The sequence below is a fragment of the Tatumella sp. JGM118 genome, assembly GCF_018257515.1.
GTDB lineage: Bacteria > Pseudomonadota > Gammaproteobacteria > Enterobacterales > Enterobacteriaceae > Tatumella > Tatumella terrea.
The window spans coordinates 194933-217078 of sequence record NZ_JAERJR010000001.1; the positions used below are offsets into that span (position 1 = coordinate 194933).

Annotated in this window: 21 protein-coding genes; 11 read left to right on the forward strand and 10 right to left on the reverse strand. The window is 52.5% G+C overall.

The features are described 5' to 3' along the window. Positions 1 to 20: 20 nt before the first annotated feature. Together JK223_RS00925 and JK223_RS00930 are read right to left on the reverse strand one after the other, a co-directional pair. Positions 21 to 1664: a dihydroxyacetone kinase subunit DhaK gene (locus JK223_RS00925; RefSeq protein WP_212712342.1), complete on the reverse strand. Its 1644-nt coding sequence runs from the start codon at positions 1662 to 1664 to the stop codon at positions 21 to 23. 262 nt (positions 1665 to 1926) lie between these two features. Next, on the reverse strand, positions 1927 to 2352 hold the full coding sequence (locus tag JK223_RS00930) for a GNAT family N-acetyltransferase (protein ID WP_212712343.1): 426 nt from the start codon (positions 2350 to 2352) through the stop codon (positions 1927 to 1929). Positions 2353 to 3251: 899 nt separating this feature from the next. Between JK223_RS00930 and JK223_RS00935 the strand changes: the two genes are divergently transcribed. Next, positions 3252 to 4730 (forward strand): PhoPQ-activated pathogenicity-related family protein, encoded by a 1479-nt coding sequence (locus tag JK223_RS00935; protein WP_212712344.1) that lies wholly within the window; start codon positions 3252 to 3254, stop codon positions 4728 to 4730. Positions 4731 to 4851: 121 nt separating this feature from the next. Further along, positions 4852 to 5571, forward strand: coding sequence for an aspartate/glutamate racemase family protein (locus JK223_RS00940; protein WP_249213396.1), 720 nt, complete (start codon positions 4852 to 4854; stop codon positions 5569 to 5571). Between the two features lie 197 nt (positions 5572 to 5768). On the opposite strand, the gene JK223_RS00945 is transcribed toward JK223_RS00940, so the two are convergent. Then, positions 5769 to 5945, reverse strand: coding sequence for a hypothetical protein (locus JK223_RS00945; RefSeq protein ID WP_212712345.1), 177 nt, complete (start codon positions 5943 to 5945; stop codon positions 5769 to 5771). Positions 5946 to 6301: 356 nt separating this feature from the next. Between JK223_RS00945 and JK223_RS00950 the strand changes: the two genes are divergently transcribed. Further along, on the forward strand, positions 6302 to 6496 hold the full coding sequence (locus tag JK223_RS00950) for a hypothetical protein (RefSeq protein ID WP_212712346.1): 195 nt from the start codon (positions 6302 to 6304) through the stop codon (positions 6494 to 6496). Positions 6497 to 7015: 519 nt separating this feature from the next. Here the strand turns inward: JK223_RS00950 and JK223_RS00955 are convergent. From JK223_RS00955 to JK223_RS00965, 3 genes are all read right to left on the reverse strand, one after another. Beyond that, positions 7016 to 7264 (reverse strand): CsbD family protein, encoded by a 249-nt coding sequence (locus tag JK223_RS00955; RefSeq protein WP_212712347.1) that lies wholly within the window; start codon positions 7262 to 7264, stop codon positions 7016 to 7018. A gap of 121 nt (positions 7265 to 7385) precedes the next feature. Then, positions 7386 to 8408, reverse strand: a complete 1023-nt coding sequence (locus JK223_RS00960) for a Ppx/GppA phosphatase family protein (protein ID WP_212712348.1) — start codon at positions 8406 to 8408, stop codon at positions 7386 to 7388. 534 nt (positions 8409 to 8942) lie between these two features. After that, positions 8943 to 9323, reverse strand: a complete 381-nt coding sequence (locus JK223_RS00965; protein WP_212712349.1) for a DUF4186 domain-containing protein — start codon at positions 9321 to 9323, stop codon at positions 8943 to 8945. A gap of 125 nt (positions 9324 to 9448) precedes the next feature. On the opposite strand from JK223_RS00965, the gene JK223_RS00970 reads away from it, so the two are divergent. Next, entirely contained in the window at positions 9449 to 9895 is a 447-nt protein-coding gene (locus JK223_RS00970; protein WP_212712350.1) for a hypothetical protein, read from the forward strand. Here JK223_RS00970 and ldcA read toward each other — a convergent pair. Next, positions 9886 to 10827: a muramoyltetrapeptide carboxypeptidase gene (gene ldcA, locus JK223_RS00975; RefSeq protein ID WP_212712351.1), complete on the reverse strand. Its 942-nt coding sequence runs from the start codon at positions 10825 to 10827 to the stop codon at positions 9886 to 9888. The genes JK223_RS00970 and ldcA overlap by 10 nt on opposite strands. Positions 10828 to 10992: 165 nt before the next feature. On the opposite strand from ldcA, the gene emtA reads away from it, so the two are divergent. Further along, positions 10993 to 11628, forward strand: coding sequence for a membrane-bound lytic murein transglycosylase EmtA (emtA, locus tag JK223_RS00980; protein ID WP_212712352.1), 636 nt, complete (start codon positions 10993 to 10995; stop codon positions 11626 to 11628). Between the two features lie 287 nt (positions 11629 to 11915). Further along, the gene (locus JK223_RS00985) at positions 11916 to 12164 is read left to right on the forward strand and encodes a GlsB/YeaQ/YmgE family stress response membrane protein (protein ID WP_212712353.1); all 249 of its coding nucleotides are present in this window, start codon (positions 11916 to 11918) and stop codon (positions 12162 to 12164) included. Between the two features lie 479 nt (positions 12165 to 12643). Here JK223_RS00985 and JK223_RS00990 read toward each other — a convergent pair whose 3' ends face one another. Continuing rightward, complete coding sequence (locus JK223_RS00990) at positions 12644 to 13699, reverse strand: acyltransferase (protein WP_212712354.1); 1056 nt, start codon at positions 13697 to 13699, stop codon at positions 12644 to 12646. A 975-nt stretch (positions 13700 to 14674) separates the two neighbouring features. Between JK223_RS00990 and JK223_RS00995 the strand changes: the two genes are divergently transcribed. Then, positions 14675 to 15241, forward strand: coding sequence for a molecular chaperone (locus tag JK223_RS00995; protein WP_212712355.1), 567 nt, complete (start codon positions 14675 to 14677; stop codon positions 15239 to 15241). Between the two features lie 55 nt (positions 15242 to 15296). On the opposite strand, the gene JK223_RS01000 is transcribed toward JK223_RS00995, so the two are convergent. Beyond that, positions 15297 to 15863 (reverse strand): class I SAM-dependent methyltransferase, encoded by a 567-nt coding sequence (locus tag JK223_RS01000; RefSeq protein ID WP_212712356.1) that lies wholly within the window; start codon positions 15861 to 15863, stop codon positions 15297 to 15299. A gap of 584 nt (positions 15864 to 16447) precedes the next feature. Between JK223_RS01000 and JK223_RS01005 the strand changes: the two genes are divergently transcribed. Continuing rightward, the gene (locus tag JK223_RS01005) at positions 16448 to 16846 is read left to right on the forward strand and encodes a hypothetical protein (protein WP_212712357.1); all 399 of its coding nucleotides are present in this window, start codon (positions 16448 to 16450) and stop codon (positions 16844 to 16846) included. Here JK223_RS01005 and JK223_RS01010 read toward each other — a convergent pair. Further along, complete coding sequence (locus JK223_RS01010) at positions 16817 to 18049, reverse strand: aromatic amino acid transport family protein (RefSeq protein WP_212712358.1); 1233 nt, start codon at positions 18047 to 18049, stop codon at positions 16817 to 16819. The genes JK223_RS01005 and JK223_RS01010 overlap by 30 nt on opposite strands. A gap of 351 nt (positions 18050 to 18400) precedes the next feature. Between JK223_RS01010 and JK223_RS01015 the strand changes: the two genes are divergently transcribed. The 3 genes from JK223_RS01015 (at position 18401) to feoB (ending at position 22111) form a co-directional block, all read left to right on the forward strand. Beyond that, the gene (locus JK223_RS01015; protein WP_212712634.1) at positions 18401 to 19348 is read left to right on the forward strand and encodes an aminoimidazole riboside kinase; all 948 of its coding nucleotides are present in this window, start codon (positions 18401 to 18403) and stop codon (positions 19346 to 19348) included. Between the two features lie 196 nt (positions 19349 to 19544). Further along, on the forward strand, positions 19545 to 19793 hold the full coding sequence (locus JK223_RS01020; RefSeq protein ID WP_212712359.1) for a FeoA domain-containing protein: 249 nt from the start codon (positions 19545 to 19547) through the stop codon (positions 19791 to 19793). Beyond that, positions 19790 to 22111, forward strand: coding sequence for a Fe(2+) transporter permease subunit FeoB (gene feoB / locus JK223_RS01025; RefSeq protein WP_212712360.1), 2322 nt, complete (start codon positions 19790 to 19792; stop codon positions 22109 to 22111). Before JK223_RS01020 ends, feoB begins: the two co-directional genes overlap by 4 nt. Positions 22112 to 22146: the final 35 nt, after the last annotated feature.

Genomic DNA, 22146 nt, shown 5'->3' on the forward strand with positions numbered 1-22146 from the left:
GAAAAGACTGACCGCCAGCCTCACTTTTCGGGAATGGCGGCAAATACCTCACTGACCGCTTTGGCTCCCGGGTCGATATGACCTTTCAGGCTTCCGGCACTCAGGTATGAAGAACGACCCGCACCGGCTTTTTTCATCTCAGACGTAGAATCGGCCCCTTTCTTCGCGGCTTTGACCACTTTATCCCAGCTTTTATGGCCGGCCAGCGCTTCCAGTGCAGGCTGCAGGGCATCGATCATCGTGCGATCACCGGGACCGGCACCGCCATATTTTTTCATTTGCTCAAGTCCCGCCAGTAAACTTTTACCGATATCATTTTCTTTTTCATAGCCTTCTGCGGCGGCGCTGAACAGTAAAGAAAGCAACACCCCGCCGGAACCCCCCATCGGCGTGGTAATACTTTCGCCCAGCCAGCGCAGCAGTGCCGGGGTATCATCCAGCGGCAGTTTTCCGGCCTTCAGGGCTTTTTGCACAAAGCGCGCCCCGGTAGCGAGTGTGGAGCCGGTATCACCGTCACCCACATGGCTGTCCAGGGTATTCAGTTCATCTTCATTATCAATCAGTGCCTTACAGGCCGCTTTCAGAACGGCAGCGACCCGGGCATTCTCTGACGGGGTCACGTCGGTATTGTCGGGCAAAGCCCGGGCTTTCTGCCAGGTCATTTTTGACGGGGTATAGAGCGGTACCCATCCGCTGACCTCAACCGGAGCCTGCAGAGCTTCGGTCAGTTTCGCTGTGAGCGGGATCACCGTCAGTGATATTCCTTTCATATCCAGCGCGCTGACCAGGGTGGCGGGGCCCTGCACAAAACGGACACGTTTCCCCAGCGGGGAGTCGAGTACCGCCTGACTGACCAGCGCCAGTTCCAGCACGGAGAATCCGCCCAGATTGTTAATCATTAGCAGAATGTCAGAGGTTTTGTTCAGGTGCTCTGATAAGGCATCACATAACCGGCTGACAATTTTCCGGCTGTTCTGGGTATCCAGAGTAATAATGCCGTGCTCGCCGTGGATCCCCATCCCCAGCTCACTCTTACCGGCCGGCACCCGTTCACTTTCTTCCGCACCAGGCTGGTGGCAGGAAGAGAGGGCGACACCGATAGTGGCAACTTTTTTTAGTGCGGCCCGCGTGATGCGTGCGACCTCTTTCAGTGACGCTCCCTGGCTTGCGGCATAACCTGCAATCTTGTGGGCCAGAATGGTGCCTGACAGACCGCGCGGTTGAGGGTTATCCGGCAGGGCGATATCATCTTCCACCATCACCATTTCGACATCATAGCCGAGCGTGCGGGCTTTTTCGGCCGCCAGTCCGAAATTCAGGCGGTCACCGGTATAGTTTTTGACGATCAGCAGGCAGCCCGCCTTGCCGGTGACATTGATGATGGCGCTGAGGATAGCGTCGACGCCCGGGGAGGCAAAAATATCGCCACAGATAGCCCCGGTCAGCATTCCTTTCCCGACGAACCCGGCATGCATCGGCTCGTGACCTGACCCGCCACCGGAAAGTAAGGCGACCTGAGATTTATCCCAGTCTTTACGCACCACTACCCGTAATTCAGGATCTGTTTTTAACCTGGCCAGATTTCCGTACGGTGAGGTACGGATAATTCCTTCAAGGGCATCGTCTATAAGGTTCTCTTTTTTGTCGTAGAAAAAATGACTCATCAATATCACTCCTGATAACGGCTTAAGTCGTGCTTAGAGTGTGGGTCAGAACGGGGCTTCCGGCGGGGATTTCACTTCCTTATGTGATGCAGATCACTTTTTAAACAGCGCCCGCGGTGAGCCGCTTTGCCAGGCCGGAAGCGTCAGACTCCGGACCGGTGAGCGCAGTCAGCGGCTCCGGCAGTTTCAGACAATGCCGGTCAGAACGCGGCGACCGACACCGCCTGCAGGAAAGGGGGAGACACCCCCACAGGTCAGGAAGTCAGGGGCATTCCAGGCTTTTGGTCAGGTAATGTCGTTGCATACCTTCTTCAGGAAAGTCCTCAAGGGTCATTTTGAGGGTGTACCCCCTGCCGGTATAAAAAGGCAGAGCCTGGAAACTGAAGGTATCCACCTGAGCATACCGGCAGCCGTGACGTACGGCTTCCGCTTCTGCCCTGGCGATCAGTTGGCTGGCCAGCCCCTGACCCCGGTAATCCTCCGTCACCCACAGGTAGTCAATACAAAACCATAAGCCTTTACGGGAAGCCATCAGTCCTCCGGTAATCTCACCGTTATCCCGACGGCTGAAGATGCCCGACTGGCCCATACGTCCCGGGTCGAGGAACTGCAGGTTATAACCTCTCAGTCCTGCAAACAGTGCATCGCGTTCTTCATCGGAAACTTTTGTCGTGACAGTGAGTTGCATTTACTCTCCTTAGCTGGCCGGCTTAAACCTGAGCCGGCGGATATCCGGGCAACGGTGATGCATTCCACGGGAAAATCGAAGGTATCATTCTCTTCCCGGGGGGAGAAGCCCGGGGACGGAAAATCTCCTGGTGGCCGGGGTAATTTCTGTGTCGTGGCCACTATTTTCAGCACACAGACAGAGGCTCTTTCTGCATTTGTTTCACTTATTCAGCAGGAAATAGCCTGCGGTTATACCTGTGGAGACCAGTACTGTTGAAATTCCGCCAACGAGACCTCTCTTCTGTCGGGGATTAATCCCTCCCGGGCGGGCCGGGACCTGACGCGGGATCTGTCCGGAGCTGTAACCTGAAACGGCAAAAGCGTTATCCGGCGCGGAGACCCCGCGGATGAAAACGAGAAATCGCTTCTGTCGGTGATTCAACCCTCCCGGGCGGGCCGTGACCTGACGTGGGATCTGTCCGGAGCTGTAACGTGAAACGGCAAAAGCGTTATCCGGCGCGGAGACCCGCGGATAAAAATCCCTGTCCTGCACAGGAGACGGTATCACGCTCCTTAACGGTAAAGCCGCTCGCCGTGATATCGATGCGCCGTATGGATATTGGGCTAAACCCGCCGGCCTGTAAGAAGCATCCCCTGACCATCACCCCAGGGGCTCTCCCGCGCCGCAATAAAAAGCTCCCTATGAGACCGATGAACAAGCGGGGCACCGCCTTCAATGCCACCGTTTGAACAGCTAACCCTGGTACACCACGCTGTCAGCCCGGAAGGGATGATAAACCTTACGGGAAACGGTTATTCGTTTGCGGGACAGGGATCAGGTTTCCTCTGAGAGAGGGCGGTTATCATGCTCCGGACTGCAAAAAATGATTTCATATTATCTCTGAAAGGAATCTTAAGATGAAAGTGAGAGTACTTTATCTGGCCCTGCTGTTTATTTCACCCGCCAGTCTGGCGTTGTCTTCTCCTGCGCAGAAAAATAACACCGCCAGTCTGACGCATGTCATTTCCGATTACCGGCGGCTTCTTGCGGCACGTCCGGTTGATTATTCTCTTCAGGAAAAAAAACAACTGCCCGGCGTGATGCTGCGCAGATACCTGCTGAATTCACAGCAGTGGTCTCCTCAGGGCGAGGTTTCACCGGAGCGCTGGCAGAACGGGGTCGATATCTATATTCCTGAATCCGCCAGAGAGACCCATGCACTGGTGGTCATCAATAACGGCAGTAATAACAAGGGTTCCGGGATCCCGGCCGAACCCACTAACTTTACTGAGCAGGAGCTGGCCCGTATCGCGGTGGCCACCCGGACGGTGGTGATATCGGTCAGTAATGTGCCTAATCAGGTACTCAACTATCAGGGGATGGCAAAACCCCTGGCTGAAGACGACAGTGTGGCCTATTCCTGGAAGCTGTTTGCCGGCGACCCGGAGAAATACCGGAATATATCCCTGCATATCCCTATGGCGGCGTCGGTCTCGCAGGCATTCAGGCTGGCGAAACAGGAACTGATGCCACAGAAGATCTCGCGTTTTATGGTTACCGGGGCCTCCAAACGGGGCTGGGCCGCATGGCTGACGGCGTTGTCAGATCCGGATGTCGATGCGGTCGTGCCTTTTGTGATGGATCTGCTGGAGACTCAAAAATCACTCCGGCATATGTATCAGTCCTACGGCAAAAACTGGCCGCTGGCTTTTTATCCTTATTATCAACAGGGGATCGACCAGCAGATCGATTCAGCGGCTTTTACCTCGCTGATGACGCTGGAAGACCCGTTGGCTTATCTGAATACGGACATGGGCAACCGGCTGGCAATTGAAAAATATATTATTAATGCCAGTGGTGATGACTTCTATGTGCCTGACAACAGTCACTTTTACTATGATCGGTTACCGGGTGAAAAATCTTTGCGGGTGGTTCCGAATTCCACACATAATGGTATCCTGTCGGTGGCTGAGTCGTCTTTGATCACGTTTGTGAATCGCTTCCTGAATAAACAACGGTTGCCAGAAATTTCGGAAAGCCTGCAACCTGGCAGGGACGGAAAACCACAACTGACCGTCACTTTTACCGAAAAGCCGGCCACCCTGCTGCAATGGACAGCCAGCAACCCGGCTGCGAGGGATTTTCGCTATGCCTGCGATATACAATACCGCTCCACCCCCGTTAGTTTATCCGGCAAAAGTGATACACTGAACATTCCGCTGACAACCCCCGAAAGCGGATGGCAGGCCACTTACCTTGAAGCCACTTTCAGCGATGGTTTTGTGGCGACAACCCAGGTGTACATTACGCCCGACGATAAATACCCTGACACCGCGCCACCTGCGAAAGGTGCCGCCTGTCAGACGCTACCCGGCAGGGGACTTCGGCTGCCATAAACTGACAGCTTTTGGCACCTTCTGCCCGGGGAGTTACGCAGTCTTAAAGGTTTCAGGGGCCTGAAGGAGAGATACGACAGTATTGTGCCTTCAGGCTCTGTTTTATTCACCGTAAAGGATAATGATGACAGTTTCTATCGGTGTACTTGCCGGCATGGGGCCGCGTTCTACCGCCCCGTTTATCGACATGCTGATTTCCGCTTGCCAGTCTCAGTATGGGGCCTGCAACGATGAAGATTTCCCGCTCATGCATATTATTTCATTGCCGACACCTTTCCGGCCAGGTCATCCGGTTGACGATGCAGCCATGACCCGTGCCCTCAGTCAGGGCGTTCAGTCTCTGGTCCGGGCACAGACCGATGTTATTGTGGTGCCCTGTAATCTGGCGCACTGCTATTTTCAGGAGATAATCCAGGCCGCCGGAAACGTGCCGGTGCTGCATATTGCCGAAAGCGCAGTCCGGCAGCTTCCGGCGACAGTGCAGAAGGTTGCCGTTCTGGCAACGGAACCGGTCATGGATGCGGGGTTCTGGCAGGAGAAGATCCTGGCCACCGGCAGGGAAGTCTCTGATTCAGCGGAATTAAGAAGCCTGGTCACAATCCTTATCCGGCTGATTAAAGAAAACGGGTTTGCGGACCCGCAGGTGAGGAGCTGCTGGCAGGCGGTGCTGAGCCATCCCACCCTTTGTCAGGCGGATGCTGTTCTCATTGCCTGTACAGATATCAGCCCGCTGATCCCACCGGAGCCGGGCCGGCCACTATTTATAGATACGGCGTCAAACCTCGCTGAATCTGCTATCCGCTACTATACTCAGTTAACAGTCGCGCAGGGAACTCGCTGACGATACTCTTTCTGCAGAGAGATGCTGCTGAGGAAGCAGGGCATCCGTGCAGGCTTACCCCGCCCCCGGCCCGCAAATCTCCGGAATAATCCGGAGTAAAGAGACTGTGTGGTCCGCGGACAGCCGAGCGGCCCTCCCTGTGATACAGGACAGCCCGCCGCGTTATAGTGTTGCAGACTGCCGGAGACCGGAAATACTCAGAATTTATCGCGGGTCATAGGTTCGCGAATATGTTCGTCGGGGATTTCTGCAGTATCCGCTACCGTCGGTTGCCGGTAACCTGCATGCACAGGGGGCATCTGCGAATGCAGCGGCCTGGCAAAAGGCGCAACGGAAATAAATAAAAACAGTAGGGCAAAGGATCTTTTCTTCATGCATTGCTCTCCGTGAAAGTGTCCACAGCATCCTAAATGCCCGACAGTAAATTACTGTCATTGAGAGTTAAATTACTGACAGGCGCTGTAACAGCGGGAGAGTGGCGGAGTTACTGCGAAGTTTTTATTTCCGGTGTCCCGGCAGGGCAGAGGGACTATGCCGCAGAACCCGGCGCAACCGACGGATTTTGACTGAAAAAAGCCTTTTCTATGATCCGGGTCATGGACGTTAGCCCTCCGGTGAGGCATGTTATGGCAGCGAAATTTTTCTGTTGCCACTTATGGAAAACATACACTGCAAAATGGTTGTAACATTGGTAAAGGATAATTTTACCGGTAATCAAAAAGGAGTCTTTATGCTGGCAAAAATGTTTTTACACGGGCGTTATTGTTATGTGGCTGTCACGGAAATGACAGAAATTGAAAGCGGTCATCTGAACAGCGATAACAAATCGTTTATGGTTAAACTGGCCAACGGCATGCAGGAGAAAGTCGAAATGAATCCTGCCGGAGTCGCAAACCTGGTCAATGGTTGTATTCACCTCGGCTAATGCCTTATCACCCTGAGTACTGTCAGACGCTCTGACAGACTCTGTCAAACGGGCTTTTCCTTTCACAGATATTCTTTCCGTACGTTAAATCAGGCGCTGACCTCTTTTCCGGGCAAAAAAAAGCCCGCGGTCAGCGGGCAAAGATAACTGGAAGCAATGTGAGCAATGTCGTATCAAATACCTGATTAAATCAGTCAGGTATTCGATAAAGCTAAAGATAGTGGTAATCATTCTCAATTGCAAGCCCGCTCAATGAATTCATCAAAAAAATTTTGTGATAATTCGCTGTCATGGGTAAAAATATTTTAATATCAACAGGTTAATTTAAATGTGCGGCAGGGGTGGCACAGGGTGTTTCAGAAGATGCAGGGAAACGCACGGTGTCGCCGCAATGTACGACAGTAAAGGGCGGTATGACGTTACTGCTGTAAAAATAAAAACCCCGCAACCGAAGTTGCGGGGTAAGAGAGTCGTACCTGAGCCGGAAGAGACTTCCGGATCCGGGACTAATTCAGAAAATTATTTACGTCCCAGCAGGTAACCGAAGACAACGCCCACTGCCGCTGCAATAGCAACACCGGCATAGGGCTTATCAGATACCTGAGTCTTGATCGTATCTGCAGCATCGCGAACCGCATAGCTTGCCTGGGAGGCATATTTACGTGCAGCACCTTTAACAGAATGCTCTGGTGAATCAGTCACATCACCATAAGTTTCCTGTGCTGCACCTGCCAGTTCTTCAGCTTTATCCTGTACTTTACCAATCATGCAAACTCTCCTTTGTTTCACTGTTATGTAAAATCAATTTAAGTATAGCAGAGGTTTTTTTCCCCATCAGGGAACCAGAATTTTCTGATGAGCGGGGGTTTATTGCTACAGATATCGGTCTTTAGCGAACCAGTAATCCCTGGACAAGACTGGCTTTCACCAGGGTGACTTCAGGAATGTTCAGTGCGCGCATATAGCCTTCCACCAGCAGGAGGTTACTGACATCTGTGGCCCGGTAATCGCCATGCAATTCATTATCACCCTTAGTCACCTGCTGTCCCGCCAGGGTGGATAGCTGTGTCAGTGTATAGCTGTCAGGCTTATCCGCAAATTGCTGACGCAGGGAATAATCATGCACTCCGCCGATGCCGATAATTTTACGGTGCGGGATCAGCCGCTTCAGTGAGGCATCCACATCATTGCTGGCATAGAATTCCACAAACTTCAGGGCGTCACCGGCATCATGACCTATCGGATTAGGCGAACTGTCAGGGCGGAGTGGCTGATGTTTTAACAGGCTGACAATGTAATTTTTCAGAGTGACCGAGGCCAGTTTACCCTGGTAAATCACGGGAGTCAGACGCCCGCTCTGCGTATCCCAGGTGGTCATCTGCATGGATCCGCCACCGATATCCCAGACAAGGATATCGTCGTTTTTTACCCCGGATTGATTTAATGCTGCCTTTGCCGAGGCAAAACCGAGCAGGGCTTCCTGCTGCTGGCTGATAATGCGAATATGCGCCGGGGTTTGCTGATTAAATAACTGAACAACCTGCTGTCCGTTTTCTGCATTACGGAACACCGCAGTCGCAACGCCTTCAATAGTGACCGGATGGAAACGATTGACCTGTTTTATTTCCTGCTTAAGGGCATCCAGCCCCTGACCGATGATGCTATCCGGTAAGCGACTGTCTGTCGCATGCATCAGTGCATCGTTATAAGATACCGGCAGTTGCTGCTGATAAAGCATCTTACGGATTTGATGCTGGCAGGTATCGACTTCGGCCACCGCAATTTTCGTACTGCCGGAACCGATATCAATGGCTGCGCGATTTTGCAGGCAAGGGGAGGCGGAAACTGAAAAACAAAAGACGACCGGAACAACACTCAGTAGTGAGGTTGCCCATTTTGGTAAAGCCCGCATGGCTTAACTCCTTGTTATCTGAAGACGGATAAAAAATTACTACAAAATATGTCACAGCAACAGAAGAAACATCATCCTGGTTGATGATGATGACCCGACCGGCAGGGGGACATTGTCAGGTTACCCTCAGATTCCGCAGGGCATCCCTCAGCCTGACACGATCAGCCGGAAGACGGCGGGCATACCCCCTGCAGGATGACCACCGGGGGGAGGTGGCACGCGGGGTCAGAAGATTTCAGTCACCCGCTATCTGAACTGATTCTGTCCCGGGGCAGGGTGACATGGCTATCCTGATCGGCTATCCGGGGCGCCACGGGCCTGTGGCGCCCTCCCGGCAGGGGCGGGGCTATAACGGTATATCCGCCCCTTTCGGTGAAGATGTACAACCGGCAAGCACCGGCAGTAAAAAAACGATGATCAGAAAAGCAAAACATCCTCTCAGCTCTTCGCTTCTCCGTCCGGCACCCGGACGTTATCTGACTGACTTATCAGTAAATCTGTCATCGGTGGACGGCGCCGGGGGGCTTATCGTAGTCAGGGCCGGTTAATTTCCTGCTGTAACCAGCTGAACAGCACATCGCAGATGTATTGCTGCTGGTGCTCATCCAGCGGCTGATGCTGCGCTATGTTGTGCCACTTTTGCAGACACCCCCGGCAACAGGTTGCTGTTGCGTGCTGCGCAATAAATACCGGATGCCCGCGCATCGGCGTCTGCCGGCCATCATTGGCCGGTTCAGCAGCAGAGAGGCGGTCACGGACAAAATCTGCGGCATGGCTCATCACGACCCCGGCTCCCTTATCCAGACAGTACTGCCTTTCTTTATCACCGAGATGGAAGCGACTGCGGAATCGTGAAGCGGCCAGTCGCCGGAAGAGTTGCGCGCGGGCAGGTAACGGCCCGGTCTGAATGCTCATGAGATAGTCATAACCCGTCATGAATTTTATAATGTTGTAACGTACTGCGACTTTTTCTGTCGTGCAACAGCGATATCGTGACCGGGGTAATACAGATATTTCTGACAGAAGATATTCCGGGACGAATGATGAATAAAATACTGGTCACTACACTGGCAATAATGACGCCGTTGACGGCCGCGCTGGCTTTAACTCCGCCCAATGATGGCGATGAGTTTCAGATCTCCTGTCCGGGGCGGGACACCATGACGATTGACCGTGCGGAGTACGGTATCTCAACCCTGATGTGGGACAACGATAACTTCCAGATAGCCGCGGGCCAGGAGAGGACCCGGCTCAATGACGGCCAGCCGGTATGGATCACCCTGTTTCGTAACGGAGACCAGTTGATGGTAGATAAAGCGACACAGAATACCTTTTTTGTGTATGCCGGTACGACGGCACTGGTCCCCTGCGAAAGAACTTATACCCGTCCTGATCCGTTACTGACGCTGACGCCGTGGAGTGATACCCACACGGCGAAAAATGACGAAGCCGGTGACGGCCGCCGCGCAGAACACCGCTATTCGTGAGTCAGGGATGCGGGCGGAAGCGGATGCCCGGTCAGTGTCAGCGAACAGTCGCCGTCCGCGACCTGCAGGTGAGCGCTGGCGCCGATAGGCAGTGTGACGGTCTCCTGCTCGTGGCCAAAAGGCAGTCCGGAAATAAACGGGATCCCGCTCAGCTCGCGCAAAGTCTGCCATACCGTGTCGTAACTGAACCCCTGATCATACTCAGACAGTGTCGCGCCGCTGAAGCTTCCGAGGATCACGGCTTGCTGCTGTTGCAGAATACCGGCATGCCAGAGTTGCAGCAGCATCCGTTCCACCCGGAAAGGGTGCTCATTCACATCTTCAATCACCAGAATCCCTTGCTTCACCACCGGCATCCACGGCGTCCCCGTCAGCGAGCACAACATAGCCAGGTTTCCTCCCCAAAGCGTCCCTTTCAGTGACAGATTTTCTGGTGTATTTCCACGCCAGCGGATGGTATAACTTTTTTGCCTCAGGATGTCGCGGAAGTGTTGCAGGGTAAATGCTGAAGGGTGTTCTGCACCAAAATTACCGGCAAGCATCGGCGCACTGTAGGTGATGAATCCGGTCTGAGCGAACAGCGCCAGTTGTATGGCGGTAAAGTCGCTGTGGCCACACAGCGCTACGGGATGCTGAGCGAGGCGATCCGCCAGGGCGGAATAACGGATATCGCAGAGTAACCGGCCTGCACCATACCCACCCCGGACAGCCAAAGCGATATCGGGTAGCGAGGGGCTGTCGGCCAGGTCATTCAGGTCTGCCAGGCGTTCAGCATCGGTACCGGCAAACCGCTGGAAACGTCGCGTGATGACCTCCGTGTTCTCCGGCCGGTGACCGAGATCCTGCAGGTATTGAACGCCGCGCCAGGCCGCTGCCTGATTGATGCAATAACCGGAAGGGGCAATCAGTCGGATAGTATATCGGGAAGTCATAGCATTATCGTCTTCAGGAGAAAGTAAACAACACAGATAACATCATGAAGAAAACAGCCGTCGAAGTCACGTCTTTAAGCCACCGGTGATTTCAGACAAACGGTAATTTCACCCGGGTTCTAACCCTGTATCATAGGCGACGCAAAACTATCAGGATAAAAACACGTGAAAATAAAGTATCTTGTGCTTTCTGCCTTATTCCTGGCAGGATGTGCCAGTGAGCCGCCCCGGCAACAAATTGCACAGCAGAAATATACACCTTTAATTGAAGCACCACCCTCAAAAGTTCTGACCAATGACAATTGGTCTATTTTTACCGAAGACGCTGCCAGTCATTATGGTGTTGATCAACGTTTAATCAGCGCCATTATTAGTGTCGAGTCCGGTGGAAATCCTAATGCGGTCAGCCGTTCCGACGCGGTCGGTCTGATGCAGATTAAAGCCTCAACTGCCGGTCGTGAAGTCTATCGGGTTCAGGGCAAACATGGCGAGCCAAGCCGCAGAGACCTGAAAGACCCGGCAAGAAATATTGAAATCGGTACGGCCTATATCAGGATCCTGCAGAAGACCATGTTGTCAGGCATCCATAATCCGGTGACGATGCGATACGCCACGATTGTTTCCTATTCAAACGGTGCGGGTGCATTATTACGTACGTTCTCTTCTGACCGTGAGCGGGCGATTGCCATGATCAATGATATGACGCCGCAGCAATTTTATCGTTATATTGAGCGCAAACATCCTGCGAGCCAGGCGCCGCGTTATTTATGGAAAGTCACCAACGCCTATCAGGATAGCTGATACCTGCGAATGACCGGCGGGTGAAAAAAACGCCATCCGGTCATGGTGTTCGCCGCAGATATCGCATAATTCCCTTTCTGTTACTATACTTATCTCCGGCGGCAGATAATTCCCTGTTCCGCCATTATTTATAGCAAAATCTTATGCGTAACGTGACAATGCCTGAAAATGTGCCAGGCTTTATCACGGATTACCTTTGCCAGGTGTGAGGGTTATCATCCCTGTGGCCGGAAAACCGGGCCATCGGGTAAAATTTGACGCAGACTCATTTCATGTAAGGAGCAGTTATGGGCATTATTTCATGGATTATCTTTGGCCTGATTGCAGGTATTCTCGCCAAATGGATTATGCCAGGTAAAGATGGCGGCGGTTTCTTTGTCACCGTTATCCTGGGGATTATCGGCGCGGTTGTCGGCGGTTGGATCAGCACCCTTTTCGGTTTCGGGAAAGTGGATGGATTTAACTTCGGCAGTTTCGTTGTCGCGGTGATTGGATCTCTGGTCGTGCTGTGGATTTACAGAAAAGTCAGAAGCTGATTCGTCTTTCAGAAAAGGGCCATCTCCGGATGGCCTTTTTTTATGGCATTTTTACGGCCACGCTCAGCGCTATCGCTGGCAGGACATCAGGGAATGACCTCAGAGACAGCCGGAGAGTCCCGCCTTAATGGCCTGTGATGAAAACCGCAGCCGGGAGCCCCGGTGTAGCAGGAAAACCATCGCCCCCCGCGGTATCGCTGTTTACACTGGCCACTTTTTAATTACCGGACCCGCTATCGGTGGACTGACGCCCCCGCTGGCAGGCTGTCACTGCAACGGTAAATGATACCTGTAGCATTTTCCGGGACGCCCGGATCTTCAGCCCGCAGGCGTGGATCATCTGGTCATCAGGAGGGAGCCAGTGGCCTTATTGTGAGTGATTAACGTCCCGGGGCATCAGGAATACCCTCTCAGGACAGATGAGGCCACGGCTATGAGTTTATCACAGCAAGAGACACGGTGATTTCACCGGCATCGGCTCAGACATCTGATTTCTTTCGTGAGATTAACGTCTTCAGTTTTCTGTAAAGAGGATTACCGATTTTTTCGTTGTAGACATAGGATATGGCTAAGCTGATGACTAATACTGACAAAGAATATAGCGGGAAGGCTAGTTTTTTCGGCACGATACCGGAAACAATCACCGATTCATGGAAAAGATACAAAGGAAAACTGACTGAGCCCAGGAACAGGATGATCCCCGAGCAAAAGAAACGTTTCACGAAGAATTCCTCTGCGGTTAAATCAAGGAACAATAAGGGAATAAATGAAAGCAGACACAGGTAGGCGTTTATCCCCCGGAAGCCTGTCCATATTCCTGCCGTGCAATAAATAACACACAGGCAGGCGAGAGGTTTGAACAGAGCAGAGGTTGATAAGGACCGGATAAACGAGGAATCCTTCACAGAATAAGCGACATTCCCCATCAGCATGCAAATCGCTGCCATCAGAACATTTGATGGGGGCTTTAAGGGATAGCACAGATAAGAGATAAACAAGAGCAGAGGGATGAGAAGCAGTTTGATTTTTAAGCGGGCTTTCAGAAATACATAAGGGATCAGCAAAGAACACCAGAATTCGAGGCTGATGCTCCATGACGGTTCGTTAAGCAGTTTGAATTTATAAAGTATCATTCCATGCAGAAACAGAATGTTTTTCAGGACCGTGTCTAATGTGAAAACTTCTTCAGAGGAATAGTAAAATCCGTTTCTTTTATTATAAATATAAATACATAACATGCTTATTGTAGTCATGAAGTGTAATGGCCAAAGACGGGCAAAGCGTATCAGCAGGTAAGAGAAGCCTTCATTTTTAGAGTGTGATGCTGACAATACGAATCCGCTAAGCATAAAGAAGAAAAGCACGCATAAGGTGGCTCCCGCCAGGGGCCGGTCAGGCCGCCATCCAAAATAGCTGCCGATTAAATGGCTGTACAAAACTAATACCGCCATGCTCCCACGTAAACCATCTAACGACCTGAATCTTATTCCATTCATCTTTAATCCATAAATTTTTACCGCAGGGAAAGTCGTCATGCCAGACAGTCTTTTGCTAAGTCAGACCTGATTACAGGGATGCCACATCATCAATAATAAAGTGATGAGTGATTTTTATATGATCCCCCGGGGTTATATCGCTGACGGGAAGGCTGATATCGTCACTCTCCTGAACCTGAGCTGTCTGACTCTCCGTGAGCGGTATTTATTTAAAAGCAGATAATAAAAGGAAGTGAATTTAATGCAGGGTAAATACAGGGTCAATTTTTATTTCTTAAATACGTGACAGGGATTACAGAGAGTACCGGTGAAGGCCGGCGATGATAACTATTAATCCGGAGTAAGAAGTGGGGCATTTCATTAATGTTGTTTTAATTTCATTTCCCGTAAGGTGTGTTAAATATAAAGGCAGGTGACGTATTATCGTCGGGAATAGAAATATATTTTTGATAATATCTTTTACGGTACCGTGAAATTAATCCGGTTCAGAAGGTCTGAAATAACACCAGTTCTGCTTACGGGGTGCATAAAAGGTGTGCGGTGCTGACACACCTATCAGCGCACCGTCAGAGAAGACACGATAATTTCTGCCGCTGACCTGCGGAGAGGCCGGAGGATGACAGGCCGCAGGTGCGGGTTAACCGGAGGCCCCGGAATAATTATGCCCGGCGTTAATAAGGCCCGCTGCCGGTCAGGGCATGTGACAGACGGCAGGGTCTGACGGCGGACGGCGGGCAGGGATAGTAGCGGATAGCGGTCGTTCCGGCCAGCAAAGATTGTGCGGCATACTATGGAAAACTCTGCAGCCTGACCTCAGATAACCTCACCTGGCCGGACGGAACATCCTCCGGATCTCCGGGAGAGATGGCTGACCGCAGCGATAAATCGGTTGCCGGCATTGACAAGGCGTAGCAGGCAACATTAAATACGGCGCCTGAGAAAGCGTGGGGTGAATCGCTGAGTTTGGTGATCGGCGGCCCGCATCAACACTGAACTTTGCAAGAGATAACCTCAATGAATGAATTTTCGCTAATCTGCCGTATCCTGGGCTCATTATTTAACCGTGCCCCGAATGATCCTGTTTTACAGCCCCTGTTCACACTGATCCGTGAAGGTAAGCTGCAACCACAGTGGCCACTCGAACAGGACGACCTGCTGAAAACATTGCAGAATAATTGTGACCTGCCAGAGCTGGAAGCTGACTACCAGGCGCTGTTTGGCGGTGAACAGCCGGCGGTTTCTCCGTTCGGCTCTCAGTGGGAAAAGGGTCCCCGTGAAGAGGAGGTGCGGTCGTTTCTTCAGCAGCGCGGCATGCCACTGACCGATACTCCGGCAGATCATTTTGGTATGTTGTTACTGGCAACCTCCTGGCTGGAGGATCAGTCTCAGCAGGATGAGTATCTGGCACAATTTACGTTATTCGATCAGTATCTGCTGCCATGGTGTGGGGCCTTTCTGGGCAAAACAGAAGCCCATGCACGGACACCGTTTTACCGCACTCTGGCGTCTATTGCCCGCGGAGCGATTCAGGCGATGTATGAAGAGCTGGCGGAGCAACAGGATTCGGATCCGGCAGAGTAATCCGCTGAAAACACAGACCGGGTGTTATCGTCAGTCACCCGGAATTCCGGATCGGTCAGCTTTCCGACCAGTGGTGAGTACAGCTATAGACCCAGGCGGGTGGCACGTTTTTTAATACCCGTTGTCGCTGCCAGGTAAAGTAGCGCGAAAGCTCTGACTGGGTTAAAGAGGTATACTGGAACTGCACGAAAACACCGCCGGGTGTCAGAGCCTGGTGAACGGCGGAAAGTATTGCATGCCGCACCGGTACCGGTAGTGAAAGCAGCGGTAAACCGGAGAAAATCGCATCATACCGGCCCTGCAGTCGTTCAGCTGATTTTGCATGGACCTGCAGGCGGGGATCATTGATTGCCCGTAACCGGGAAACCAGTGGCTGACTGATTTCAAACACATCTATCGCCGCATCAGCCGGCATATGCTTCAGTAAAACTTTAGTAAGAACACCGTCTCCGGCACCCAGTTCCGCGACATTCTGAACTGTGGTCCAGTCTGCACAGTTAGCCATAGATTCACACAAGGCCATCGATGATGGGGTAATGCTGCCTACTTTTCTGGGGTTACGGATAAACTGTTGAACAAAACCTGCCTTAGAACGTACCAGGCTGATGGCAGATGCCAGCATGTAAACCTCCATGATCAAGTTAACCTTATTACTATGTACCCGATTCAGAGATAAAGTGCCTCTTATGATAACGAAAGAGAACATTATCAGAATAGTCTGCAAGCTGTGAATGTGCGATGTTCGCCCGAATTCTGACAGGCACCGGGCATCTAAGCTGACAGGTCGGCTCTCAGCGGTGCGGTCATATCAGCGACAACCGTCCTGTCATTTATATCAGTGGTATTGGTCATATAAGTTACACCGGTTATTTCATATATCACCCATATCCGTCATATCACCCATACCATATATATCAGTGGTCTCAGTGGTCTCAGTGGTCTCAGTGGTATCAGGGGTAACATCCCAATCACCCTATCATTTATCACGGATATTCCGCCCGGGACGTCAGGCCAGCACTGCGTCATGCGACGTCACTTTCCTTTTTCCCGCTTAGCCGTGGCTGAACGACAATCAGGAAGGGCAGTTAAGCGAATGATCGCTGCTGTACGGTCTATTGCGCCGGACCGGATATTCCTATGGAAACGGGCAGGATGTTTTCCGGATAAGCAGCCGTGCACAGGTCTGCTATGGGAACAGAAGCCTGATTGAAAAAATGCAAAATGCAAAATGCAAAAGGGAGAAGGCAGACAGCAGAAGGCGGAATCCAAAAAGCAGAGACCGGAACAAACGCTGATAAAAAGGAAGCCGGAATAGAGAGCGCAGAAGGAAGCAGCCGAAAAGTAAAATGCGCAAGGAAGACGGCAGAAGCCGGAATGCAAAGAACAAGCTCCAAAAAGCAGAGACCGGAACAGAAGCTGATAATAAGAAGCCGGCATACAGGGCTCAGAACGCAAAAAGCAAAAGATGGAATGCAGAGGATTGAAGGCGGAAAGCACAATCCGAAGGTGAAATGCGGAGAACGAGCGCAGACGCTGAAAAGTCGTGGCCCGCTAACTCACGGGCCACGGCAGAACTTATTTAAAAAACATTACCGAAACACATAACAGACCCACGATCAGTACCAGAAAATTGGCCACAGACCGGTAAGGGCGTAGCGCCGGGACCAGCCAGGTCGAAAGCGTCGGCATAATAAACAGGATCAACGCGATTAACGGGCCACTGATGGCATAAATCATCGAGAGCGCATTCGGGTTAATACAACACACAATAAAGGTGAGCAGAGACACTATCGCCACCGATAATGCGCGGCTCAGTCCGGGGCCGGGCCTGAAGCCGGCCAACTGTGCGGATGAAGACACAACCTGAGTAGCACCTTCAATGACCCCGAAGTAGGTCCCGAGGAAGGATTTTGACATTGCCACAACGGCGACAATGATCCCCGAGGCGCTCAGCCAGCCCGCCGACGAAGACATCATCGACAATGCAGACAGAATGGTCAGTCCCTGCGTCTTAGCGATCTCCACATCGGCGGCCGGGATCGCCATAAAACAGCTAAAGACAAAAAACATGACACTCAGACAGATAATCAGATAAGCCACTTTCATGATTTTTTTGCATTTAGCCATCGCCTGATCATGATACTTCTCGCGTTGAGCCACGGAAAAAGTAGAAATGATAGGTGTATGACTAAACGCGAAAACCATCACAGGAATCGAAAACCAGATGTCATGCAGCGTATCAGGCGTATAGGTCAACCCGGACGTGAGCAGGGAAGGCTGCCAGTGACTGCTGAGGTACACCGAGAGAAACAGAAAATAGGCTATCAGCGGGAATACCAGAAACCCCATGACCTTTATCGTCACATGCCGCCCGGTCAGAAAAATCAGATTCAGGGTCGCGACCACGGCCAGACTGAGCAAAATCCGCGTACCTTCACCGACCACCGTATGCTTCGCCAGCTGTTCAGCCAGTGAATTGGTGATGGCGACAGCGTAGATCAGAATCACGACAAAGAACGCGACGAAGTAAAGGATCGAAATCAGGTTACCGATTTTTTTACCGAAAAATTGCTGAACGGCAGAGGTAATACCCTCCTGCTGGTTATCGGCTTTCGAGGCCAGAATAAACTGACATAACGCTTTGTGCGGCCAGTAGGTTAAGGGCCAGGCGAGTAAGGCGGTCAGAAATAACACTACCGCCCCGGCCGATCCTAACTGAATAGGCAAAAATAATGTCCCGGCGCCGACAGCAGTACCATATAGCGCAAAACTCCACAAAGTCTCTTCTTTTGACCAACATTTAATCATTCTGCGAATGTATCCACCTGGTGAGAAAAAAAAGTGGGGTAATTTACCATAATAAAAAGTTATATGTTATCGGGGCTAAGGGATCTGATGGACTGAACGAGTAATTAAAGTTAAGAATATCCCTAAGAAGTTCAGACTTTAGGAGCAATACTGTCGCATTCGTACTGTCATTGTAGTGAACTTATCAGATAAAATAGTAGACAAATCGTTAGGTTATGGCGGAGCCTTCAGTATTTAACGCTATAATTTCCCTCCCGGCCTGCTGTCGGTGAAGATTTCAGATTAAAGATAAAATGAAGAGTCGGGCTGTGGACGATGCACATGGCTGGCCGTCAGTAACGAGGATATATGATGAAAATTTGGGCTCTGGGTGACGCAGTCGTCGATTTACTCCCTGCCGGTGATATGAATTACCAGGCCTGCGCAGGAGGTGCACCCCTGAATGTTGCCGTGGGTGTGGCCAGGCTCGCGGGTGACAGTGCGTTTATCGGCCGCATCGGAAATGATCCTTTTGGCCGTTTCCTGAAACGTACGCTGGAAGAGCAGGGGGTCGGCACAGAATCTATGCTGACCGATGAGACACACCGTACCAGTACGGTGGTGGTGGATCTGGCGACCAGCGGTGAACGCAGTTTCTCTTTCCTGGTTAATCCTTCCGCCGACCAGTTTCTGACCTCCCGGGATCTGCCGGTATTCGGTAAAGATATCCTGCATTACTGTTCACTGGCACTGGCTGCCGAAAGCTGCCGTGAGGCGGTGGTTCAGGCCAGCAAAAAAGTGAAAGCCCGCGAAGGATGGGTCAGCTTTGACGTAAACCTGCGGGAACAGATGTGGACAGACAAAGCCGAGATGCGTCGTATCATCGAACAACAGTGCGGCAGTGCGGATATTCTGAAACTTTCGGATGAAGAGCTGTTCTGGCTGACGGAAGATGAAACCTCTGACTGGGATGAAGCACTGGACTTACTGTCACGCTATCCGGCCCCGCTGAAGGTGATTACCCGGGGTAAGGAGGGCGGGATTGTCTTCTGCGGACAGGAAAAGTTCAGCTTCCCCGGCTACAACGTCAAAAGTATTGATACGACCGGCGCCGGCGATGCCTTTATGGCCGGGCTGTTATCATGGCTGGCACGACACGGGCTGCCGGAAACCGGACGGCTGAGCGCATTGCTGTCACAGGCAGGAGCCTGCGGGGCACTCGCCACCACCCACAAAGGGGCTTTACCGGCGTTACCGACACCGGCAAAGCTGAACGATTTTATCCGCGGAGCCGGTCTGTTGTCACTGAAACCGTTATAATTATCCGGCAGATAAGCTGATACCCACTGACGGCTTATCTGCCCTGTTTTCGGTAATTATCCCCGCAGGTTCGCCGGTGTTCCTTCATCCGGTATTTTTTCTCCCCGCTTGTCTTACATCAAATTATATGAGAACGATTCTCATTATACTGAAACTCTACCGCCCGTGACGGGTTTCAACCGAGTAAGGACAGCTTATGCCAGTCAAACCCTTCTGCCGCTATCGGATCCGGGCCATCAGTCCGCAAACGCCGGCGGCCTTTCGTCAGAAACTCTTGTCACTGGGTCTGCTACCGGGGGCAGATTTTGAGGTCGTCAGGGCGGCTCCGCTGGGTGACCCGCTGGAAATCAGTACGCCGACACTGACCATTATGTTACGCCGCAGAGACCTGGCATTGCTGCAACTGGAACCCTTACCGAGCAGTGAAAGGAGCGCGTCAGTATGAGTCAGCAACCATTAACCATCGGGCTGGCGGGTAACCCGAACACCGGTAAGACCACGTTATTTAATCAGCTGACCGGCGCCTCACAGCGGGTAGGCAACTGGGCGGGTGTCACGGTAGAAAGAAAAGAGGGGTTCTTTTCGGCCGGGGATGCCCTGGTCCGGCTGGTGGATCTGCCAGGGCTTTATTCACTGACCATGACCTCGCCGGAGACATCACTGGATGAGCAGATTGCCAGTGAGTTCATCCTGCAACAGGATGCCGCATTACTGATTAACGTGGTGGATGCCGCAGCACTGCAACGGAATCTCTGGCTGACGTTACAGCTCAGGGAAACGGGTATCCCCTGTATTGTGGTGTTGAATATGATGGATGTGGCACAGCAGCGTGATGTCGTCCCTGATATTGATCTGCTGAGCCGTGCGCTGGGATGCCCGGTGATCCCGATGGTCTCAACGCGCGGAGAAGGGATACAGGCCCTGAAACATGCCATCGCTCACCTTCAGACACACGGCCCCGGCACAGCCTGTTCACTGGAACTCCCGGCGGAACTGGCCGCTATTCGCCGGCAGATTTCAGAGAATATCACCGGGCACTTTTCTCCACAGTTACAGACCTGGCTGGGATTACAGGTGCTGGAAGGTGACCTCTATAGCCGCCGGTTTCTGAGCCAGGAGATTCTGTCAGAAATACTGCCGGAGGCAGAAAAGGCCGATACGATGGCGTTGCAGATCGCCGGGTATCGTCAGCAGCGTTGCCGGGAACTGGCGCAGGAAGTCACCCACCATCGGGTTGCCAAACCTCACCGGCTGACGCTCTGGCTGGATCGGCTGGCAATGGATCGCTGGCTGGGGTTACCCGTTTTTCTGCTGCTGATGTACCTGATGTTTTTCCTGGCCATCAACGTCGGGGGGGCCTTACAGCCTCTTTTCGAGTCCGGTTCTGTCACCCTGTTTGTGCACGGCATCCAGTGGCTGGGGTGGATGAGTCGTCTGCCACCCGGGGTCACGGATTTTCTGGCCAGTGGCATTGGCGGCGGGATCACCACCGTCCTCCCCCTGATTCCGCAAATCGGCATCATGTACCTGTTGATGGCGTTCCTGGAAGATGCCGGCTATATGGCCCGCGCCGCCTTTGTGATGGACAGGCTGATGCAGTCGCTGGGACTGCCGGGGAAATCGTTTGTCCCGCTGATCATCGGCTTCGGGTGTAACGTTCCCTCGGTGATGGGAACCCGGACGCTGGATGCGCCCCGGGAGCGGTTAATGACCCTGCTGATGGCCCCGTTTATGTCCTGCGGTGCCAGGCTGGCGATTTTTGTTGTCTTTTCGTCGGTCTTTTTTAGCAGCCACGGGGCGCTGGCGGTATTCGGTCTCTACCTCTGCGGCATCCTCGTTGCCATACTGACCGGATTATTACTGAAACATACCCTGCTGCGTGGTGAAGCCAGTCCCTTTGTAATGGAATTACCGCTGTATCACCTGCCGCACCTGAAAAGTGTCGGATTACAGAGCTGGCAGCGTCTGCGGGAGTTCGTCTGGCGCGCCGGAAAGGTCATTGTGATGGTAAGCCTGCTGATCAGCGGGCTGAACAGCTTTACTCTGCAGGGGCACCCGGCGGGGCCCGGAGAGGAGGCCGCGCTGGAGACAGTCAGTAAAGCGCTGACACCGCTGCTGATCCCGTTCGGGGTGCAGCCGGATAACTGGCAGGCAACGGTCGGACTGATCACCGGGGCGATGGCCAAAGAAGTGGTGATTGGAACGCTGAACACGCTCTATACCTCGCAGGTGATCGATGAGGACCGTTTTGACCCTGAGACGTTCCGCCCCCTCAGTGAACTTGCTGCCGCCTGGCAGGAAACCCGCGAGAGTCTGGCGACCACGTTCACGTTACAGGTGCTGGAAAATCCTATCGCGGCCAGCCAGGGCGATGCGGAGATCAGCAGCGGCGCCCTGAAGGTGATGCACCAGAAATTTGCCAGCAGCGGGGCGGCCTTCTGTTATCTGCTTTTTGTTCTGCTGTATGTGCCCTGCGCCTCTGTGATAGGGGCGATTGCCCGGGAAAGCAGCCGTGGCTGGATGCTGTTTTCTGTCTTCTGGGGACTGAGTACCGCCTGGTCGGTGGCGACGGTTGCCTGGCAGATCCTCAGTTTTTCATCTTCTCCGTTCAGGGCCGGGGCTATACTCTTTGCGGTAATTCTTTATAACCTGATCCTGGTCGGAATTCTGGGCCGGTGTAAACCGCGTATTTCCGTGCAATCTGTCCCGGTCTCTGCCTGCGGAGGTTGCCAGGGATGCGGTTCACGGTCAGGATGCCATTAAGCAGTGTCACGCTACGGGAGTCACTGTCTGGCAGC

Excerpts from the sequence above, each read along its gene's own strand:
- JK223_RS01000 (WP_212712356.1), bottom strand. The coding sequence starts at position 15,863 with ATGCTGGCATCTGCCATCAGCCTGGTACGTTCTAAGGCAGGTTTTGTT.
- feoB (WP_212712360.1), top strand. The coding sequence starts at position 19,790 with ATGAGTCAGCAACCATTAACCATCGGGCTGGCGGGTAACCCGAACACC.
- JK223_RS01020 (WP_212712359.1), top strand. The coding sequence starts at position 19,545 with ATGCCAGTCAAACCCTTCTGCCGCTATCGGATCCGGGCCATCAGTCCG.
- JK223_RS00950 (WP_212712346.1), top strand. The coding sequence starts at position 6,302 with ATGCTGGCAAAAATGTTTTTACACGGGCGTTATTGTTATGTGGCTGTC.
- ldcA (WP_212712351.1), bottom strand. The coding sequence starts at position 10,827 with ATGACTTCCCGATATACTATCCGACTGATTGCCCCTTCCGGTTATTGC.
- JK223_RS00925 (WP_212712342.1), bottom strand. The coding sequence starts at position 1,664 with ATGAGTCATTTTTTCTACGACAAAAAAGAGAACCTTATAGACGATGCC.
- JK223_RS00940 (WP_249213396.1), top strand. The coding sequence starts at position 4,852 with ATGATGACAGTTTCTATCGGTGTACTTGCCGGCATGGGGCCGCGTTCT.
- JK223_RS00985 (WP_212712353.1), top strand. The coding sequence starts at position 11,916 with ATGGGCATTATTTCATGGATTATCTTTGGCCTGATTGCAGGTATTCTC.
- JK223_RS00935 (WP_212712344.1), top strand. The coding sequence starts at position 3,252 with ATGAAAGTGAGAGTACTTTATCTGGCCCTGCTGTTTATTTCACCCGCC.
- JK223_RS01010 (WP_212712358.1), bottom strand. The coding sequence starts at position 18,049 with ATGATTAAATGTTGGTCAAAAGAAGAGACTTTGTGGAGTTTTGCGCTA.
- JK223_RS00955 (WP_212712347.1), bottom strand. The coding sequence starts at position 7,264 with ATGATTGGTAAAGTACAGGATAAAGCTGAAGAACTGGCAGGTGCAGCA.
- JK223_RS00995 (WP_212712355.1), top strand. The coding sequence starts at position 14,675 with ATGAATGAATTTTCGCTAATCTGCCGTATCCTGGGCTCATTATTTAAC.
- JK223_RS00970 (WP_212712350.1), top strand. The coding sequence starts at position 9,449 with ATGATGAATAAAATACTGGTCACTACACTGGCAATAATGACGCCGTTG.
- JK223_RS00965 (WP_212712349.1), bottom strand. The coding sequence starts at position 9,323 with ATGAGCATTCAGACCGGGCCGTTACCTGCCCGCGCGCAACTCTTCCGG.
- JK223_RS00960 (WP_212712348.1), bottom strand. The coding sequence starts at position 8,408 with ATGCGGGCTTTACCAAAATGGGCAACCTCACTACTGAGTGTTGTTCCG.
- JK223_RS00945 (WP_212712345.1), bottom strand. The coding sequence starts at position 5,945 with ATGAAGAAAAGATCCTTTGCCCTACTGTTTTTATTTATTTCCGTTGCG.
- JK223_RS00990 (WP_212712354.1), bottom strand. The coding sequence starts at position 13,699 with ATGACGACTTTCCCTGCGGTAAAAATTTATGGATTAAAGATGAATGGA.
- JK223_RS01015 (WP_212712634.1), top strand. The coding sequence starts at position 18,401 with ATGAAAATTTGGGCTCTGGGTGACGCAGTCGTCGATTTACTCCCTGCC.
- JK223_RS00930 (WP_212712343.1), bottom strand. The coding sequence starts at position 2,352 with ATGCAACTCACTGTCACGACAAAAGTTTCCGATGAAGAACGCGATGCA.